Annotated in this window: 16 protein-coding genes and 1 tRNA gene; 9 read left to right on the top strand and 8 right to left on the bottom strand. The window is 56.1% G+C overall.

Going from position 1 to position 18,667, the window contains the following annotated elements; genetic code table 11:
* Positions 1–46: 46 nt before the first annotated feature.
* The gene (locus tag ACWPW2_RS00870) at positions 47–487 is read right to left on the bottom strand and encodes a hypothetical protein (RefSeq protein WP_454121305.1); all 441 of its coding nucleotides are present in this window, start codon (positions 485–487) and stop codon (positions 47–49) included.
* A gap of 492 nt (positions 488–979) precedes the next feature.
* On the opposite strand from ACWPW2_RS00870, the gene ACWPW2_RS00865 reads away from it, so the two are divergent.
* Positions 980–1,675: a winged helix-turn-helix domain-containing protein gene (locus ACWPW2_RS00865; protein WP_454121304.1), complete on the top strand. Its 696-nt coding sequence runs from the start codon at positions 980–982 to the stop codon at positions 1,673–1,675.
* An 87-nt stretch (positions 1,676–1,762) separates the two neighbouring features.
* On the opposite strand, the gene groL is transcribed toward ACWPW2_RS00865, so the two are convergent.
* Both groL and ACWPW2_RS00855 read right to left on the bottom strand, forming a co-directional pair.
* Positions 1,763–3,409, bottom strand: coding sequence for a chaperonin GroEL (groL, locus tag ACWPW2_RS00860; RefSeq protein WP_094419174.1), 1,647 nt, complete (start codon positions 3,407–3,409; stop codon positions 1,763–1,765).
* A 44-nt stretch (positions 3,410–3,453) separates the two neighbouring features.
* On the bottom strand, positions 3,454–3,747 hold the full coding sequence (locus ACWPW2_RS00855; protein WP_007372708.1) for a co-chaperone GroES: 294 nt from the start codon (positions 3,745–3,747) through the stop codon (positions 3,454–3,456).
* A gap of 237 nt (positions 3,748–3,984) precedes the next feature.
* Between ACWPW2_RS00855 and yjeH the strand changes: the two genes are divergently transcribed.
* Positions 3,985–5,241 (top strand): L-methionine/branched-chain amino acid transporter, encoded by a 1,257-nt coding sequence (gene yjeH / locus ACWPW2_RS00850; protein ID WP_454121302.1) that lies wholly within the window; start codon positions 3,985–3,987, stop codon positions 5,239–5,241.
* A gap of 31 nt (positions 5,242–5,272) precedes the next feature.
* Here yjeH and ACWPW2_RS00845 read toward each other — a convergent pair whose 3' ends face one another.
* Positions 5,273–5,737: an FxsA family protein gene (locus ACWPW2_RS00845; RefSeq protein ID WP_042718491.1), complete on the bottom strand. Its 465-nt coding sequence runs from the start codon at positions 5,735–5,737 to the stop codon at positions 5,273–5,275.
* Positions 5,738–6,075: 338 nt separating this feature from the next.
* Between ACWPW2_RS00845 and aspA the strand changes: the two genes are divergently transcribed.
* The 5 genes from aspA (at position 6,076) to ACWPW2_RS00820 (ending at position 11,629) form a co-directional block, all read left to right on the top strand.
* The gene (gene aspA, locus ACWPW2_RS00840) at positions 6,076–7,512 is read left to right on the top strand and encodes an aspartate ammonia-lyase (protein ID WP_454121300.1); all 1,437 of its coding nucleotides are present in this window, start codon (positions 6,076–6,078) and stop codon (positions 7,510–7,512) included.
* A gap of 115 nt (positions 7,513–7,627) precedes the next feature.
* On the top strand, positions 7,628–8,929 hold the full coding sequence (locus ACWPW2_RS00835) for an anaerobic C4-dicarboxylate transporter (protein WP_023478477.1): 1,302 nt from the start codon (positions 7,628–7,630) through the stop codon (positions 8,927–8,929).
* An 84-nt stretch (positions 8,930–9,013) separates the two neighbouring features.
* The gene (gene cutA / locus ACWPW2_RS00830; protein WP_023478491.1) at positions 9,014–9,337 is read left to right on the top strand and encodes a divalent cation tolerance protein CutA; all 324 of its coding nucleotides are present in this window, start codon (positions 9,014–9,016) and stop codon (positions 9,335–9,337) included.
* On the top strand, positions 9,313–11,007 hold the full coding sequence (locus ACWPW2_RS00825) for a protein-disulfide reductase DsbD (RefSeq protein ID WP_454121298.1): 1,695 nt from the start codon (positions 9,313–9,315) through the stop codon (positions 11,005–11,007). The genes cutA and ACWPW2_RS00825 overlap by 25 nt, the downstream gene beginning before the upstream one ends.
* Before the next feature lie 46 nt (positions 11,008–11,053).
* Positions 11,054–11,629, top strand: coding sequence for a transcriptional regulator (locus ACWPW2_RS00820; RefSeq protein ID WP_023478395.1), 576 nt, complete (start codon positions 11,054–11,056; stop codon positions 11,627–11,629).
* Here ACWPW2_RS00820 and ACWPW2_RS00815 read toward each other — a convergent pair.
* Both ACWPW2_RS00815 and ACWPW2_RS00810 read right to left on the bottom strand, forming a co-directional pair.
* On the bottom strand, positions 11,626–12,231 hold the full coding sequence (locus ACWPW2_RS00815; RefSeq protein WP_454121296.1) for a LysE family translocator: 606 nt from the start codon (positions 12,229–12,231) through the stop codon (positions 11,626–11,628). The two genes, ACWPW2_RS00820 and ACWPW2_RS00815, sit on opposite strands and share 4 nt — an antisense overlap.
* 37 nt (positions 12,232–12,268) lie before the next feature.
* A complete protein-coding gene (locus ACWPW2_RS00810) occupies positions 12,269–13,114 on the bottom strand; it encodes an AraC family transcriptional regulator (RefSeq protein ID WP_396461925.1) in 846 nt (281 codons plus the stop codon).
* Positions 13,115–13,296: 182 nt separating this feature from the next.
* On the opposite strand from ACWPW2_RS00810, the gene ACWPW2_RS00805 reads away from it, so the two are divergent.
* Positions 13,297–13,372: transfer RNA gene (locus ACWPW2_RS00805), tRNA-Phe, on the top strand.
* A gap of 182 nt (positions 13,373–13,554) precedes the next feature.
* A complete protein-coding gene (locus ACWPW2_RS00800; RefSeq protein WP_454121294.1) occupies positions 13,555–13,803 on the top strand; it encodes a hypothetical protein in 249 nt (82 codons plus the stop codon).
* Positions 13,804–14,079: 276 nt separating this feature from the next.
* Here the strand turns inward: ACWPW2_RS00800 and ACWPW2_RS00795 are convergent, their stop codons facing one another.
* The gene (locus ACWPW2_RS00795; RefSeq protein WP_454121293.1) at positions 14,080–14,517 is read right to left on the bottom strand and encodes a DUF6756 family protein; all 438 of its coding nucleotides are present in this window, start codon (positions 14,515–14,517) and stop codon (positions 14,080–14,082) included.
* Positions 14,511–18,653, bottom strand: coding sequence for a polymorphic toxin type 47 domain-containing protein (locus tag ACWPW2_RS00790; protein ID WP_454121292.1), 4,143 nt, complete (start codon positions 18,651–18,653; stop codon positions 14,511–14,513). Before ACWPW2_RS00790 ends, ACWPW2_RS00795 begins: the two co-directional genes overlap by 7 nt.
* Positions 18,654–18,667: the final 14 nt, after the last annotated feature.

The following is an 18,667-nucleotide window of genomic DNA, read 5'->3' as shown; positions in this document are numbered from 1 at the left end:
CCGTTTTTAAAAACGGCATTCAAAATAAAAACTGGCGATGCCTCTGTCAGATGCTGGCAAGGTTTCGCATCTTTTCTTTAACGATTTGGTAACTCGTGTAGTGCGCCTTCGCACACAGGGTATCCAGCTTGAGATCGAGCTGCATGGTGTAGATCTCTTTCGCCTCTTTACCCATGATGTTTTTATTAATGTTCAGAAACTTGTAGCCTTCGCCTATTTTTGAGTAATCATCAGAGTAATTTTTATAGGTCGACGTATCCGTGCCGCGAATGAAGTTAAATTTGTCGATACAGGTGTTGTTAGTTGATGCAATAACGATCCCATCGAAAAAGGGTGATTTGCGCTCCGCCGCCGTGCCTTGTGGCGCGCTGATGTTACTGGCGCTGACTGCCGAAATGCTCTCTTTTGGGCTGTTTTTTTTACCTGCACAAGCTGAGAGAAGAAATACGCACGCGCTGCTTAATATAATGGCATTTAAATTGTTCATTTTATTTTTTCCCTTAAAATTTAACCATTAAAAAAATATCAGGCTTTAAACGTGCGAATGCCGTGAGAATATTCCCACTCACACATCACACGCACCTAATAAGGTTGTATAATAAATTCACAATTTAGCTTTAAGCTATTTATATCGGAATATTAGACACAAACAAGATAAATTATCGCGATATAAGCCACTTCCAGCGCAACGCATAATTATTATAAGAAAAATAATAACAAAATCCCGCCCCTTCGCTGAGAATTATCTGGTAAATTGTCGGGATGCGTCTCTTAAAACAGAAAAAAAGCGGCTTTATTTATTGACAATATAGGTAGCATCGACAATATGGTTACATTTTTTAAGCAGTCTCATCATTCTGAATAGAGTGATTTAATTAACAGGTTAAAGTAAGCATTAATTAATTTCTTTATTACAGAAGCATCTAACTTTTTCTTTTTAATTTATTCCATGATCGACGGCATCATGAAAGGTATCAATATGCTCTTTATTATAGATAAGGAAATCTATTTCAGACCCGCCGATGGCGCGATATGGGGCGCGGGCACTGAAAATGAAAAACGGTTTTTAACCCTCGCCGGCAGCCGCTTATTGCTCTTTTTTATCGAGCATCGCGGCGAGATCGTGACCCGCGATGCGATCTTTCAGGCGGTCTGGGAGCGGTATGGTTTGCACTCCACCAATAACACGCTCAACCAGTACATCTCACTGCTGCGCAGAACGATGACGGACTTTGGCTTAGGCGCGCAGGTGATTAAAACCATCCCCAAAACCGGCTTTATATTCAGCCGCGATCTCTCTGTTATCGCCGTCACAGAAAATCGTGACGCGGCAGTACCAGAGGCTGCACCAGTACCAGCCGCGGCTGACCCGCTGATTGCGCGTAAACAGTACGGCGCGCTGGCGCTGCTGGTGCTGTTTTTACTGTGCACCTTTATGCTCTTTGGCCTGTGGCAGAGCCGTACCCTCAGCGCGCCGCTGCCTGAATTTGGCAAAAGCGTCGTGACGTTCACCCAGTGCGATTTTATGCCGGCGGAGAGCGAGGAGGAGTCCCGGTTGCTGGCGTCGAGTGACAAACTCAAATTTATGACGCTGGTGGACGATCTGGCGGTTGAGCAGGAAGCAACCCGCGATAAAGCCCCGCTGGCCTGTCCGGCCAACTCGCCTGCGGGCTGAAACGCAGGCAAAAAAAAGAGCGGGCATTAAGCCCGCTCCTCTTCGTTGAACCCGCGCCCGGTTTCCCGGGCACGTGTCCGGCAGCCATTACATCATGCCGCCCATACCGCCCATGCCACCCATACCGCCAGCAGCACCTAAATCAGGCGCGTCGCTTTTCGGCAGATCGGTAACCATGCACTCGGTAGTGATCATCAGACCGGCTACGGAAGCCGCGTACTGCAGTGCAGAACGGGTCACTTTAGTCGGATCCAGGATACCCATGTCGATCATGTTGCCGTACTCTTCGGTCGCAGCGTTGTAACCGTAGTTACCGTCGCCCGCTTTAACCATGTTGGCAACAACAGACGGCTCTTCGCCGCAGTTCAGCACGATCTGACGCAGCGGGGATTCCATCGCGCGCAGCGCAACTTTGATACCCACGTTCTGGTCTTCGTTCTGGCCTTTCAGCTCAGCCAGTTTGCTGGCTACGCGAATCAGCGCTACGCCACCACCGGCAACCACGCCCTCTTCAACGGCAGCACGGGTTGCGTGCAGCGCATCTTCAACGCGGGCTTTCTTCTCTTTCATCTCAACTTCGGTCGCAGCGCCAACTTTGATTACCGCAACACCGCCTGCCAGTTTCGCTACGCGCTCCTGCAGTTTTTCACGATCGTAATCGGAAGTAGCTTCTTCGATCTGCTGACGAATCTGCGTTACGCGACCCTGAATAGCGGTCTCTTCACCCACGCCATCGATGATGGTGGTGGTGTCTTTGTTGATCACAACGCGTTTCGCCTGACCCAGATCTTCCAGGGTCGCTTTTTCCAGCTCCATACCGATCTCTTCAGAGATAACGGTACCGGCAGTCAGGGTTGCGATATCCTGCAGCATCGCTTTACGACGGTCGCCGAAGCCCGGTGCTTTCACCGCAGCCACTTTCACGATACCGCGCATGGTGTTAACCACCAGGGTCGCCAGCGCTTCGCCTTCCACATCTTCAGCGATGATCAGCAGCGGTTTGCCTGCTTTCGCAACGGCTTCGAGAACCGGCAGCATTTCGCGGATGTTGGAGATTTTTTTATCAGCCAGCAGGATGAACGGGCTTTCCAGCTCTACTGCGCCAGTTTCCGGCTTGTTGATGAAGTAAGGGGAGAGGTAGCCACGGTCGAACTGCATACCTTCAACCACGTCCAGCTCGTCCTGCAGACCAGTACCGTCTTCAACGGTGATCACGCCTTCTTTACCGACTTTATCCATCGCTTCAGCGATCAGTTTACCTACGGTTTCGTCGGAGTTAGCGGAGATGGTACCAACCTGAGCGATAGCTTTAGAGTCAGAGCACGGTACGGAGAGCGCTTTCAGCTCTTCAACGGCAGAAGCGACAGCTTTGTCGATACCGCGTTTCAGATCCATCGGGTTCATGCCCGCAGCAACGGCTTTCAGACCTTCAGTGATGATGGACTGTGCCAGAACGGTCGCGGTGGTGGTACCGTCGCCCGCAGCGTCGTTCGCTTTGGAGGCAACTTCTTTCACCATCTGCGCGCCCATGTTTTCGAACTTGTCTTCCAGCTCGATTTCACGTGCTACGGAAACACCATCTTTGGTGATGGTCGGTGCACCGAAAGATTTATCCAGAACCACATTACGGCCTTTCGGACCGAGGGTAACTTTCACTGCATCTGCCAGAACATTTACGCCGCGCAGCATTTTTACACGAGCGTCGTTACCGAATTTTACGTCTTTAGCTGCCATTTTCTGTATTCCTTAAATTCGTTCAGGTTCGTTCGCGCGCGTTGTTACGCTTCAACAATTGCCAGAATGTCGCTTTCGGACATAATCAGCACTTCTTCGTTGTCGATCTTCTCAGCCTTCACACCGTAACCATCGTTGAAAATCACGATATCGCCCACTTTCACGTCCAGCGGCTGAACAGTACCGTTTTCCAGGATGCGGCCCTTACCGACAGCGATGATTTCGCCACGAGTTGATTTGCCTGCCGCAGAACCGGTCAGAACGATACCGCCAGCAGATTTAGACTCAACTTCCTTACGTTTGACGATCACACGATCATGTAACGGACGAATACTCATTTGATAGCTCTCCTTTGAGAAAGTCTTTATCAGTTATGGTGAGGCCGGGTCCATGCGGTTATCCGGCTGGTGACCTGAGAGATGGGGTTAGGCCTCTCCCCCTTCAAGGGGTAAAACAAAAAAAATTTTCGAAAATGCAATCGACTGCCCCCTCCCTTTCCTGGCGGGGAACGACGAGCCATAAGTAAAACAGCTTGTGCTACCATCGACGCTCCCGATAAGAGACAGACAGAAAAAATGAGCGGATTAAAACAAGAGCTGGGGCTGGCGCAGGGTGTTGGATTACTCTCTACCTCGTTACTGGGCACTGGAGTCTTCGCCGTTCCGGCGCTGGCGGCACTGACCGCCGGTAACAGCAGCCTGTGGGCGTGGCCGTTACTCATCGTGCTGGTCTTCCCGGTGGCGATTGTCTTTGCCATTCTCGGACGCCACTTCCCCAGCGCTGGCGGCGTCGCCCACTTTGTCGGCATGGCGTTTGGTCCGCGTTTGCAGCGGGTGACCGGCTGGCTGTTTCTCTCGGTGATCCCGGTTGGGCTGCCTGCGGCCCTGCATATCGCCGCCGGTTTCTGGCAGGGGCTCTTTGGCTGGCAGGGGCCGCTGCTGCTGATGGCGGAACTGATGACGCTGGCGCTGATCTGGCTTATCGGCACGCGCGGGGCAGGCTCCAGCGCCAACCTGCAATCGATTATCGCCGGGCTGATCGTTGCTCTGCTGGTCGCCATCTGGTGGCGCGGCGGCATTACGCTGCGCGATATCCCCTTCCCACCGCTGGGCGACGTTTCCCTCTCTGAGATGTCCGCTTCATTAGCGGTGATGTTCTGGTGTTTTGTCGGGCTGGAGGCGTTCGCCCATCTCGCCTCGGAGTTTAAAAACCCGGAGCGCGATTTCCCCCGTGCGCTGATGATTGGCCTGCTGCTGGCGGGCACCGTCTACTGGGCCTGTACCGTGGCGGTGCTGAAGTTCGATCTTTGGCATCACCTGGGCGCAGCGGCCTCGCTGCCGGTGATTGTCGTCGATCTCTTTGGCAAGCAGGCGCTGTGGGTGGCCTGCATTATTGGCTATCTCGCCTGTTTCGCCAGCCTCAATATCTATATTCAGAGCTTCGCGCGGCTGGTGTGGTCGCAGGCGGCCTACAAGCCCGACAGCGCGCTGGCAAAACTCTCGGCGCGCCAGTTGCCGCTTAACGCTCTCAACGCGGTGATTCTCTGCTGCGTGGCCTGCACGCTGGCGATTTACGCCTTCAACATCAATCTCGACACGCTGATCATCTATGCCAACGGCATCTTTATCATGATCTACCTGCTCTGCATGCTGGCGGGGTGCCGCTTGCTGAAAGGGCGCTATAAGGCGCTGGCGTCGTTGGGGAGCGTGCTCTGCCTGCTGTTGCTGATCATTCCAGGCTGGAAGAGTTTGTATGCGGTGGTGATGCTGGCGGCGCTGTGGCTCTTTTTACCGAAGCGGCGTACGACAACGGTTCGTTCGCTGCCGGAATAAAAAAATGCCCGGCAAGGCCGGGCAGCGGAGCTTAACGATCGTCTTTATGATCCAGACGGTTGTTGGGGTCATCTTTACGCTGATATTCGCCTTCAAAGGTGTCGCCACCGCCAAACCCGGCGCCCGCGCCAGGCCCGCGCGAAAAGCGCAGGTGCGGCATCAGCTTGAGGGTGATCAGCTTCTGCACCGGCGGCACCAGCAGCAGCAGGCCGAGGAAGTCGGTAAAGAAACCAGGCAGCAGCAGCAGCAGGCCAGCGATCACCAGCGACACGCTCTTGATCATCTCGGCCGCCGGGCTTTCACCCGCCGCCATCTTCTGCTGCATCGCCATCAGGTTTTTAAAGCCCTGGTTGCGCACCAGCGACATACCGATAACCGAGGTGAAGAGCACCAGGATAAGGGTCATCAGCACGCCAAAGACGTGAGCCACCTGGATGAAGATCGAAATTTCGATGTAAACGTATAAGAAAAAAGCAATAAACGGTATCCAGCGCACTGGCTTCTCCTGTGAACGAGCAACGGTCATCTCACCGTTGCTAAAATGAGTCTGCGAAATCGCATAGGGATGAGATGGTGGCAAAGCTGAAAAATTCAATTTCCCCGGTGGTGTAAAGTTTTGTTTGTTACGCAGCGGTGACTTATTTCACATATTGGTAATTATGATGGGTCCAGTAAGATAATAAGTGATCCCGATTACGGCAATTCGCCCGCGCCAGCATATAATTTCACTCTTCTGGCCGATTGAGGGAATAATCGTCGGTCGAAAAAGACACATAACCACATAAATATTGTGTGATTGGTGTATTCATTCGTAGCTTGAAAAAGAAGGTTCACATGTTAAACAACATTCGTATCGAAGAAGACTTGTTAGGTACCAGGGAAGTGCCAGCGGATGCCTACTACGGCGTGCATACTCTGAGAGCGATTGAAAACTTTTATATCAGCAACAACAAGATCAGCGACATCCCTGAGTTTGTTCGTGGCATGGTGATGGTGAAGAAAGCCGCAGCGCTGGCGAACAAAGAGCTGCAAACCATCCCTAAAAGTATTGCTAACGCTATTGTTGCCGCATGTGATGAGGTGCTGAACAACGGCAAATGCATGGATCAGTTCCCGGTTGACGTCTATCAGGGCGGCGCGGGCACGTCTGTGAACATGAACACCAACGAGGTGCTGGCAAACATCGGTCTTGAGCTGATGGGCCACCAGAAAGGGGAGTATCAGTTCCTCAACCCGAACGATCATGTCAACAAATGCCAGTCTACCAACGATGCCTACCCGACCGGGTTCCGCATCGCGGTCTACACCTCGGTGGTGAAACTGATCGATGCCATCAAACAGCTTGGCGAAGGCTTTGAAAACAAAGCGGTGGAGTTCAAAGATATCCTGAAAATGGGCCGTACCCAGCTACAGGATGCGGTGCCGATGACCCTCGGCCAGGAGTTCCATGCCTTTAACGTGCTGCTGAATGAAGAGACCAAAAACCTGCTGCGTACCGCGGAACTGCTGCTCGAAGTGAACCTCGGCGCAACGGCTATCGGTACCCGCCTCAACACGCCGGATGGCTACCAGCAACTCGCCGTGCAGAAGCTGGCCGAAGTGAGCAACCTGCCGGTGGTTGCCGCGGAAGATTTGATCGAAGCAACCTCCGACTGCGGTGCCTATGTAATGGTGCACAGTTCGCTGAAACGCCTGGCGGTAAAACTGTCGAAAATCTGTAACGACCTGCGCCTGCTCTCCTCCGGGCCGCGCGCCGGGCTGAACGAGATTAACCTGCCGGAATTGCAGGCGGGCTCCTCCATCATGCCGGCCAAAGTGAACCCAGTTGTGCCGGAAGTGGTAAACCAGGTCTGCTTTAAAGTGATCGGTAACGACACCACCGTCACCATGGCTTCCGAAGCGGGTCAGCTGCAGCTGAACGTGATGGAGCCGGTGATTGGCCAGGCGATGTTCGAGTCAATACACATCCTGACCAACGCCTGCTACAACCTGCTGGAAAAATGCATTAATGGCATCACCGCCAACAAAGAGGTGTGTGAAAGCTACGTCTATAACTCCATCGGTATCGTCACCTACCTCAACCCATTTATCGGCCACCACAATGGCGATATCGTCGGCAAGATCTGCGCCGAAACCGGGAAGAGCGTGCGTGAAGTGGTGCTCGAGCGCGGATTGCTGACGGAAACGGAGCTGGATGATATCTTCTCTGCCCAGAACCTGATGCATCCGGCCTATAAAGCGAAACGCTATACCGATGAAAGCGAACAGTAACCTCCCCCCAGGTTAAAAAATATGAAAGGCACGTCCTCCGCGACGTGCCTTTTTCTTTTGGGTGGTTACTTACCAATAACAATTTCATATCACTTGGAAAACAAGGAAGCCCACTATGTTTGCTGCAGAGCTTGTCCTCGTCTTACTTGCCATCTACCTTGGCGCCAGGCTCGGGGGGATCGGCATTGGCTTTGCCGGTGGCCTCGGGGTGCTGGTGCTGACGCTCTTCTTTCAAATTAAGCCCGGCGCCATCCCGTTTGACGTCATCGAGATCATCATGGCGGTCATCGCCGCGATTGCCGCCATGCAGGTGGCAGGCGGGATGGATTACCTGGTCAGCCTCGCCGAGCGCATGCTGCGCCGCCATCCGAAGTACATCACCTTTCTCGCCCCGCTGGTCACCTGGTTTATGACCATTCTGGCGGGCACCGGCCACACAGCTTTCTCCACGCTACCGGTAATTACCGAAGTGGCAAAAGAGCAGGGCATCCGTCCCTCGCGCCCGCTCTCTATCGCCGTGGTGGCGTCACAAATCGCTATTACCGCCTCGCCCATCTCTGCGGCGGTGGTCTTCTTTGCCGGTATCCTTGAGCCGCTGGGCGTCAGCTACCTGACGCTGCTGGCGATCTGTATTCCCGTCACGCTGATTGCCGTGATGCTGACCGCCATTGTCTGTAACTTCCTCGGCTGCGAGCTGAAGGACGATCCGGTCTACCAGGAGCGGCTGGCGAAAGGGGAAGTGAAGCTGCGCGGTGAGCAGGTGTTTGCCCTGAAGCCCCACGCCAAACGTTCGGTGATGCTCTTTCTGGTCGGCATTATCGCCGTGATGCTCTACGCCACCGCCATCAGCCCGACGGTTGGGCTGATCAATAACCCGGTGCTGCCGCGTAACGAAGCGATTGTGGTGTTTATGCTGACCATCGCCACGCTTATCTGCCTGAGCTGCAAAGTCGATACCGGCGAGATCCTCAACGCTGGCACCTTTAAATCCGGCATGAGCGCCTGTATCTGCGTGCTCGGCGTTGCGTGGCTCGGCGATACCTTCGTCAAACACCATATTGAAGATATCCAGATGGTGGCGGGCGATCTGCTGCACAGCTACCCGTGGCTGCTGGCGGTGGTGCTCTTCTTCGCTGCTACCCTGCTCTATTCGCAGGCGGCGACCACCAAAGCGCTGATGCCTGCTGCGCTGCTGCTTGGCGTCTCACCGTTGACGGCCGTGGCTTCATTTGCCGCGGTTTCGGCGCTGTTTGTGCTGCCGACCTACCCGACGCTGCTGGCGGCGGTCGAGATGGATGACACCGGTTCAACGCGCATCGGCAAATTCGTCTTCAACCACCCCTTCCTGATCCCCGGTGTGATCGCCATCGCGCTCTGCGTGGTGCTCGGCTTTATCTTCGGCACTATCTTGTTGTAAAAGTCTATAAATCGGGCTGCCCGGCGGCCCGATCTTCCCGCGTCGCATGCTATAGTCCCTGCTTTCGCTTTCAGGAGGTTGAGAATGAACACGCCCGACGCCGTTGTTGTACTCTGCACCGCCCCGGATGAAGCCACCGCCCAGGATCTGGCGGCCAAAGCGCTGGCGGAAAAACTCGCCGCCTGCGTGACGATCCTCCCCGGAGCGACCTCGCTCTACTACTGGGAAGGCAAGCTGGAGCAGGAGTATGAAGTGCAACTGCTGCTGAAAACCGACGTTGCGCACCTGGACGATCTCTTCGCCTGCCTGAAATCGCACCACCCTTATCAAACCCCCGAACTGCTGGCGCTGCCGGTTTCTCACGGAGAGCACGACTACCTCACATGGCTCAACGCATCCTTACGCTGATCCTGCTGTTATGCAGCACATCCGCTTTCGCCGGGCTGTTCGACGCGCCCGGCCGCTCTGACTTTGTGCCTGCTGACCAGGCTTTCACCTTTGATTTTCAACAGCATCAACATGACCTGACGCTCAACTGGCAGCTGAAAGAGGGTTACTACCTCTACCGCCAGCAGATCCGCGTCACGCCTGCGCAGGCGCAGATCGGCGCGCTCGAACTGCCGAAGGGCGAGATGCATGAAGATGAGTTCTACGGCAAAACCGAGATCTACCGCCAGAAGCTGAACCTGCCGCTAAGCATCGCGCAGGCGGGGAAAGGCGCGACGCTTACCGTCACTTATCAGGGCTGTGCCGATGCCGGTTTCTGCTACCCGCCGGAGACCAAAGTGGTGCCGCTGATGGAGGTCGCTGCCGCGCCGGTGGTTGAACCCAAAGCCGCACCAACGACTGAGACCGCGCCCGAGCGCCCGCTGCCCTTCTCCGCCCTCTGGGCGCTGTTGATCGGTATCGGCATCGCTTTCACCCCCTGCGTATTGCCAATGTACCCGCTGATTTCCGGCATTGTGCTCGGCGGCAAACAGCGCCTTGCCACGCCGCGTGCGCTGCTGCTGGCCTTTATTTATGTGCAGGGGATGGCGCTAACCTATACCGCACTGGGGCTGGTGGTGGCCGCCGCCGGGCTGTCGTTCCAGGCCGCGCTGCAACACCCCTACGTGCTTATCGGCTTATCGCTGCTGTTTAGCCTGCTGGCGCTGTCGATGTTCGGCCTCTTTAACCTGCAACTGCCTTCCGCGCTGCAAACCCGCTTAACGCTGTGGAGCAACCGCCAGCAGGGCGGCTCCGTCGGCGGCGTGTTCGCCATGGGGGCGATTGCCGGGCTTATCTGCTCGCCCTGCACTACCGCGCCGCTCAGCGCCATCCTGCTCTATATCGCCCAGAGCGGGAACCTGTGGCTCGGCGGCGGCACGCTCTACCTTTACGCCCTCGGCATGGGCCTGCCGCTAATTCTTGTGACGGTGTTCGGCAACCGCCTGCTGCCGAAAAGCGGGCCGTGGATGGAGCAGGTCAAAACCGCCTTTGGCTTTGTGATCCTCGCCCTGCCGGTCTTTTTACTGGAGCGCGTGTTGGGCGAAGCCTGGGGGCTGCGGCTCTGGTCATTTCTCGGCGTCGCCTTCTTCGGCTGGGCCTTTATCACCAGCCTCAACGCCACGCGCCCCATCGTTCGCGTGCTGCAAATCGCGCTGCTCGGCGCGGCGCTGGTTTGCGCCCGTCCATTGCAGGACTGGGCCTTCGGTGCGCCAGCGGCGCATACCGCAGCGCCTTTGGCCTTTACGTCGGTGAAAACCGTCGACGATCTCAACCGGGCGCTGGCGCAGGCCAACGGTCGGCCTGTCATGTTGGATCTCTATGCTGACTGGTGCGTGGCCTGTAAAGAGTTTGAGAAGTACACCTTTAGCGACCCGAAAGTGCAGGCAACGCTGAAAAACACGCTGTTATTACAGGCCAACGTGACGGCTAATGACGCACAGGATGCCGCGCTTCTGCGCCATCTGAATGTGCTGGGGTTACCTACCCTGCTCTTTTTTGACGCGCAAGGGCGAGAGCAGCAAGCGGCCCGGGTGACCGGGTTTATGCCTGCCGAAGCCTTTGCCGACCATTTGCGCAAACGCGCCCCGTAAACAACACTTGGTGGGGAAGTTTGACGCAGTAACGGAGGAGACCACTGTGCAACGCGAAGACGTTTTAAGCCAGACATTGCAACTGCTTGAATTAAGAGGCATTGCGGACACCACTCTTGAAATGGTTGCCGAGCGCGTCGACTATCCGCTGGAGGAGTTCCGCCGTTTCTGGCCCGATAAAGAGGCGCTGCTCTATGATGCACTGCGCTATTTAAGCCAGCAGATCGATACCTGGCGCCGCCAGCTGCTGCTGGATGAGAGCCTCAACCATGAACAAAAACTGCTGGCGCGTTACGCCGCGCTGACCGAGTGCGTGAGCAACAACCGCTATCCGGGCTGCCTGTTTATCGCCGCCTGCGCCTTCTTCCCCGCCCCGGATCACCCGATTCACCAGTTGGCGGATCAGCAGAAGCTTGAAGCATACAACTTCTCTCACAAGCTGCTGAACGAGCTGGAGGTGGACGATGCGGCGATGGTGGCGAAGCAGATGGAGCTGATCCTGGAAGGGTGTCTCAGCCGCATGCTGGTCAACCGCAGCCAGGCGGATGTCGACACCGCCCAGCGCCTGGCGGAAGATATTCTGCGCTTTGCCCGCTGCCGCAAGGGCGGCGCGCTGACCTAAGCGCTTAGTAGCCCCGCCCACGCGGAGAGAAACAGGCACAGCGCCATGATGCGCTGAAAGGCGACAAGTGACGTCGGGGTGCGGAACAGCCGGTTAACGGCTTTGCCGAGCAGCGCCCAGGCGGCAAGGCAGATGAGCGAGATCAGGAAAAACGACAGCGCCATCACCGAGACCTCGCGCAGCGGATGACCGCTGTGTGGGGCAAACAGGCTCACTACCGCTAACGCCATCATCCATGTTTTCGGGTTGATGAGTTGTAATATCGCCGCCGCACGTATGCTGAAGGGCTGCTGCGCCTCACCGTGCAGATCGGTGGCCGGCGCACGAAACAGCTGCCAGCTCATCCAGCTTAACCACGCCACGCCCGCCCAACTCATCACCGTTCTCACCAGTACATGTTCCTGCAATATCTGCCCTGCGCCCGCACCGGAGATAAAGACAATCGCGCTGGCGGCAACGCAGGCGCTCACCACCGCAGGCAGCGTGGCTTTGACGCCAAAGCGCTGGCTACTGGCGAGGATCAGGATATTGGTCGGGCCAGGGGTGATCGACGCGACAAAGGCGAAGAGCAAAAACGGCAGGAAGATTGAGATCAGGGTCATTGTCAGGCTCCTTAGGTATCAGCCTGTCAATGTCGCGTTATTTTATGTCATCGTCTGGAAGGTTTGTGCAGAGCCTGCGGTAGTGCGCCGGAGAGAGACGATAAGCGCGCTGGAACCAGCGCCCAAGATGGCTCTGATCGGCAAATCCCACGGCGGCAGCGACATCAGCAGGCTGATCGCCCCGCGCCAGCTGCGCCCGCGCGGTGGTAAGACGTAACTGTACAAGCCAGGCGTGTGGGCTTAAACCGAACTCGCGCTTAAAGCAGCGCGTCAGCGTAAAGCGATCGGTGCCGGTTTCGCGCGCCAGGTCCGTTAAGCCAATATTGTCACCGATATGCGCGTGAAGATAATCCCGCGCGCGGTGGGCAATCGCCACGCTCTGGATCTGCGTCGGGATGCGTTTGCGCCACTGGCAGTGGTGCGTCAGCTCGCCAAGCAGCGCATCCATCGTCCCCTGCTGCACAATGCGCATCTCGTCGCTGTGCAGCGCAGAGAAGGTTTGCGCAATGGTGCGAATCAGCCGCGGTTCGCGCGCAATAGTGTGGGAAAAGTGCAATGCATAGCTGGAGGGCACGGCGTCATACAATCCGCGCAGTGTGGTGTTGAGCCAGCGATCGTCGAGGTAAAAAGTGAGATAGGTAAAGCCGCCCTCTACCGGCGCATCGCCGTCGTGGATCTCGCCCGGCTCGAGTAAAAAAGCGTCGCCCGGTCGGCTATGATGCCGCTCGCGGCGGCAGTGAAATTGCTGGGTGCCAGACAGGGTGATGCCCACCAGATAGCTGTCATGCCAGTGCGGGTCGTACGCATGCCCCTCGAAATGGGCGCGGATGGTCTCAATCCCCGTATCCGCATGCTGTCGCAGCTCAAGCCAGTCTTTAGACATTTCGCCTCCGTATACTATCGAAAAGTAGCATTCATCAACGCTATGTAAAAGTCTGGAAGATTTGTGCAGCCCCCGATTTTCGACGCGGTTTTGCGCGTTTTGCCGCAAAGTTGAGCAACTGAAAGGGATTTCGGGAAATTTGGTTGACGCCCACGGGCGATTACGGTTTAATGCCGCCCGTTGCCCGGATAGCTCAGTCGGTAGAGCAGGGGATTGAAAATCCCCGTGTCCTTGGTTCGATTCCGAGTCCGGGCACCACTATTTAAAGAACCCGCCCAAAAGGCGGGTTTTTGCTTTTCTGCAACCGGACTCTCCATCGAACTCCGTTCGATTATTCGCCGTCAGCGGCTCACCCCTTCGGGGCCAGCGCGGCAAGCGCGCTGTTCAACGCCTTCGGCGTTAGTCCGAGTCCGGGCACCACTATTTAAAGAACCCAGCCTATGGCTGGGTTTTTGCTTTTCTGCGACCGGACTCTCCATCGAACTCCGTTCGATTATTCGCCGCGAGCGACTGGTCAGCGCGTTTCTGAGCCTCCGAGTGAAGCCGTGGGTCTGGTAGTGGACCTCATCAAAGTTGCCATAATGAATAGCAATAATGCGCAACACGAAATGATGCAGCAGCATCTTCCAAATTTTGATCCAGAGCGGGTGCTTGCAAGAAAAGCATTTGACCTGCTTAAGTGGAGTTAACTTTTAAGCAGGTCAATTCCACTTAACCAGGCTTGTCACTGTTTAGATATAACGTGCGCTTACGAATGGTTTTGAGGAGAATACTAATTTTTTCAAGGGATTATTGCTGCATAAAAATATCTTCCTGAATAGCATTATTAAGATTCTAATATTATTCATTTTTCATATTTAATTTAGCATTACAGCATTTACCATAAAGACTAATTTACCCAGAAAACCCAAAATTAAATTTTTATTAAACCACACATCTGGCCCCCTACTAAAATATCTTTTCAATCAACTAGATGAACAAACGATAATCTCACCATGATCGTTTTCACAAACTAACCATGACAATTCTTCAGAAACCACATAATATTCGAAATACCGGCATTGCTCTATAACAAAGACTAAAGCCTTGAGAGGGATCTTATATAAGTACATTTGTTCATTATCTTCATCAGCCAAGAAGAAAACGTACGAGTTATGAGCTTGAGAAAATTTATTTTCTACGATCTCGGCGATGTATTTGTAGCCAGAATTATCCTCGTAATGCAAGGTATCAATTTTATTTTTCAGAGATAACCACCAGGCTCGTGGGTTTCCAGAGACATAATTTTTCTTAATCTTTTCAATTATGGCAGTTGCGTTGACCACAACGTAGTCGCCAATACCTGCTTTATTAAACGCATCCTCAAGTTCTGCTCTTAACTCTGACTTTTGTTCATTCAACATTGTCCTGTTCCTTTCGTATTTGAACGGTGTGGATGTTGTGGACCTTTATAAGTAATGTTTCCACGATTAGCCCCTCCGGCTCCTCGTTTTCCTTCTGACTGCCAGCCAACATGTGGTTTGTCATGTCCGGCTTTAACATCCATATCGTCATGTGGTGCATCATAAGCAACTTTCGCACCATTTTTCCCTTTGAATTCAACAACGGTCCCTGTTTCAGGATCAATTTTTGAGAAGGTAACATCATCCGGGTTCGTCATACCGGCTTTTTCGAATCCTGCTCTTCTTGCAGAATCAAAATCTGGCTTGTGTTCAACAGTAGCAAGACCAAATGGATCGATCCATGTTAGCGGGTTTACCGCATACTGATAAAGATTCCAGCCCCCAGCTAACCCTATCGGGTCCTGAACAATGAACCGTCCGGCCTGTGGGTCGTAATAGCGGAACAGGTTGTAGTGCAGGCCGGTTTCGCTGTCTGCATACTGCCCGGCATAGCGCAGGGGCTGGTGCGCTAGCGCGGTGCTCTGCGCCCGTCGCGTGAAGCCGTCGGTCTGGTGGCGGACCTCGCCGAAGCTGCCGTACTGCCCGCTCCAGCGGAGGCTGCCTTCTTCGTCGTTCACTTCCAGCGGCGCGCCATTCAGGTCGGTACTGAACCAGAATATCTCCCCGGTTTTGTCCTCCCGCAGATGGTCGACCCGCGCCAGCGGGCTCCATGCTTCATTCGGATCGTAAATATAGGTGCTGCACTGCCCGCCTTGATGCTGCTCCTGCAAAAGGCGGTAACCCTGCCAGAGGAAGCGGCTTTCATGGGTGCCGTGACCGGTGGTAATAGTCTTGCGGATGCGCCTGCCGAGCGCGTCATACAGGTAGTGTGCTTCAAAGCGCCCCTGCGGCCCCGTTCCGCGCGCGGACAGAAGTCGGTTTTCGGCATCATACGTGTAGTGCTGCTCATACAGCCCGCTGCGCCTGCGCGTCAGGTTGCCCCACGCATCGTACTGCATAAACAGGCTCTGCCAGTGCTGCAGACGGTTATCGGTAACCGGGTCGTCGTTCGCGACCAGGTTATCAGCGGCATCATACGTAAAGAGCGCACTGCTGTTGCCCTGGCGGGACTCATAATGCTTCAGCAGGCGGCCTTCAGCATCGTAACCGTAATTCACCTCGCCGCGCAGAGTGTCGCTAACGCCCGCCAGCTCGCCACGTCCGGTGTAACGGTAGAGGCGCTCCAGTATCGCCTGCTCCGGCAGGGCCACCGCTGTGATAAGTGCGCTGCGCTGCGCAGTGCGTCTGCCGAGGCTGTCGTAACTGCGGAACTGTTCGCGCGCGCCCTGGGTACGGCTCACTTCCCGGTGCAGACGGTCGCGGGTGAATTCAGTGACCAGTTGTGATCCGAAGCGGATGGCACTGACGTGACCGGAGCCGTAGTGCAGCCAGGACATTTGCTGCCCGCCGGGCAGGGTCAGATTTGTCAGATTGCCCAGTGCATCCCATTCATAGCTGAGTTCGCCGTTAACACCAGACTCATTTACCAGGCGACCTGCCGCATCGCGGTTGAAGGCGATGTCATCGGCTTCAATGCCCAGGGCAACACCTTCAGCCGTCGGGGTGCGCCGGATACGGGTGAGCTGACCGTTCAGGTCGTGGTCATAGCGGTACTCCGCATGGCGGGTAGCGCGTGCGGTCAGCAGGCCACTTTCATCGTAACTGAAGGTTCGTCTACGCCGGGCGATGCCGCCATCGACGGCAGGCCTGCCATTTTCATGCAGTTCGCTGAGGAATCCACGGCTGTCCCACATCATCTGGCGCGACGTGTTGTCCGGGCGGATTTCGCTGAGCGGACGGCCTGCGGCGTCGTATGTAAAGCGATATTCGCCGCCATTGCCGTTCTCGAGCCGCAACAGGTTGCCACGCGGGTCGTAATGCCAGCGCCGGGTGCGCCCGATGCGGTCGGTGATGCTCACCGGCAGGCCGAGCGGGTTATAGTCCCAGCGCACCTCGCTCTCCAGCGGGTCGCGCCAGGCGGCAAGCTGACCGCGTGCGTTCCACTGCAATGTTTCGCGGCTGCCGTCCGGGCGGATAACAGCAGAAAGTTGTCCCGCGTTATTCCATTCTCGCCGTGTAATGTTCCCTTCGGCGTCTTCGCTGCTAAGGAGCTGACCGAACCTGTCATAGCTGAAACGCGAGACACTGCCGGAGCAGTCGGTGCGCTGCGTAAGTAGTCCCTGGCGGTTCCACTCCAGACGCACTAAACCGCCTGTCGCATCGGTGATGCTGTCCGGTAAAGGTTCTTCATCATCCGGGTAGTGGTAAGTGGTCCGGCTGCCTGCGGCGTCGGTTTCCGAAATCAGTCGTCCCTGCAGGTCATACAGGCTCTGCTCTGTCGTGCCGTCCGGCCAGACCGTGCGGGTGAGGCGGTCGGTGAGGCGGTACCAGTAATATTCCGTCTGCCGCCCGGCCGGGTCCGTCTCCTGGACCATGCGCCCGTACCTGTCCCACCGGCTCTGGCGCATAGCACCGCCCGGCAGGATGACATCACACAGCTCGCCATCGCGGTAAATAAAGGCGGTCTTCCGGCCATCGAAGTCGGTGAAGGCGGCGACGTTATCATCGTCATCAATCAGCCAGTGCGCCTGTGCCCCGTCATCACGGACGGCCCGGCGGGTCCCGTTATCAAAATCATACTCAAAAGTTAGCTGCTCACCGCCACTGTGGCGAAAAGCCGTTACGCGCGGCAGACCAGCAATCTCTTGCCAGCAGTATTCACTCACCAGGCCGTTTGCATCCTCGTGGGCGCACATAAGGCCGTCCTGCCAGCGGAAACGCCTGCGCACGCTACCGCCCCGGCCGGTCACTGAGACCAGCTGGCGCTGTTCGTCATAAGCGTAACTGACCAGGCAGATCTCATCCTCCAGCCAGGCCCCGGCAAGGCGGTTGCCCTCATAGCGGCAGACCACGCGCTCCCCGGCGCTGTCCGTCAGGGCATGCAGGGTGAGGTTATCGTTCCACTCGAAGAGGATAGCGTTGCCGCAGGATTCGGAAATGCGCTGCAACAGGGAGGGTTTATCGTTCTCAAGCGGGGCGTAGTGCCAGCGTTCACCGCTGATGTCATACACTGACCAGGTATCGTCCTGATGGTGCTCAAGCCAGCGCTTTTCGGCTTCGCAGTAGGTCCGGTAACCCTTCGGCACCTGCGGGAAGGAGACATAATCCCCGGTCGGGGCCCGCCACACCAGCCCCTCCTGGTAACGCTCCAGACGGGTTTCCCAGAAAAGATTCCAGCCGCGGCCGAGCACACTGTCGCCCGGGTTACCGCTTCGCCAGTAACGCTGCCAGCGCACCGGCAGACGCGACGGCAGGACGAAATCCAGCTCGTCATCGCCGCTGAGAAACTTCTGCCCGCTGACGATATCCACCGGACGGGCAATAATTCCTCCCGCCGCGATGGCGGTCAGCATCGCGCCGAAGCGGCAGGCGATGCGGCCGATTTTGCTGATCCCCGGCAGTTTCGACAACAGCTTACCCACCGCGCCGACCTTGCTGGCCGCACCACCCCAGCCGCCAGCCAGCCCGGCAAACAGCAGGGTGAGGTCTGATATTTTATAGAGCACCTCGGGGACTTCCGGGGTAATCGACAGAGTCTGTTCCGGGTCTCCACCAATAAGAACGTTGCCGGAGCCGGTCATCACCTTTGCATCGCAGGTGGTGCGGTCCCCGATACGGGCAGCAGGGAGATTGTTGATGTAGACGCGGGAGGAGCCTTCCGCCATCTGCTGCGAGCCATCGTCGTCGCACTCCACCATGCTGTCCGTGGCAATGGCTGCGGGCTTACCGTTGATAAAGACGTCAGGAGAGCCGGTGGTGATGACGCCTTTCTTCGTTATGTTCGCCGCCATACCTTCGGCAATGCCGTCGCGCACGCCGGTCGCCACCTCCCCGGCGAGAAAGCCGACTGCGAGACTGGCACCGATAAGCAGTACACCGATGCCCAGGCAGGAGGCACCGATGCCTGCGACCATCAGCGCACCGGCCGCGATGCCGCCCAGCGCCGCAATCGCGCCGCCGACAAGAGTGCCAACAATCATTCCGGCCAGCGCACCGGAATGGCCTATATCATCACCAACATACGCGGCTTCAAACATAGCAACAATCCTTG

The organism is Kosakonia sp. Marseille-Q7440 (assembly GCF_965119485.1).
The sequence above is the reverse complement of the archived record's forward strand: the minus strand, read 5'-3'. Positions and strand labels throughout refer to the sequence as shown.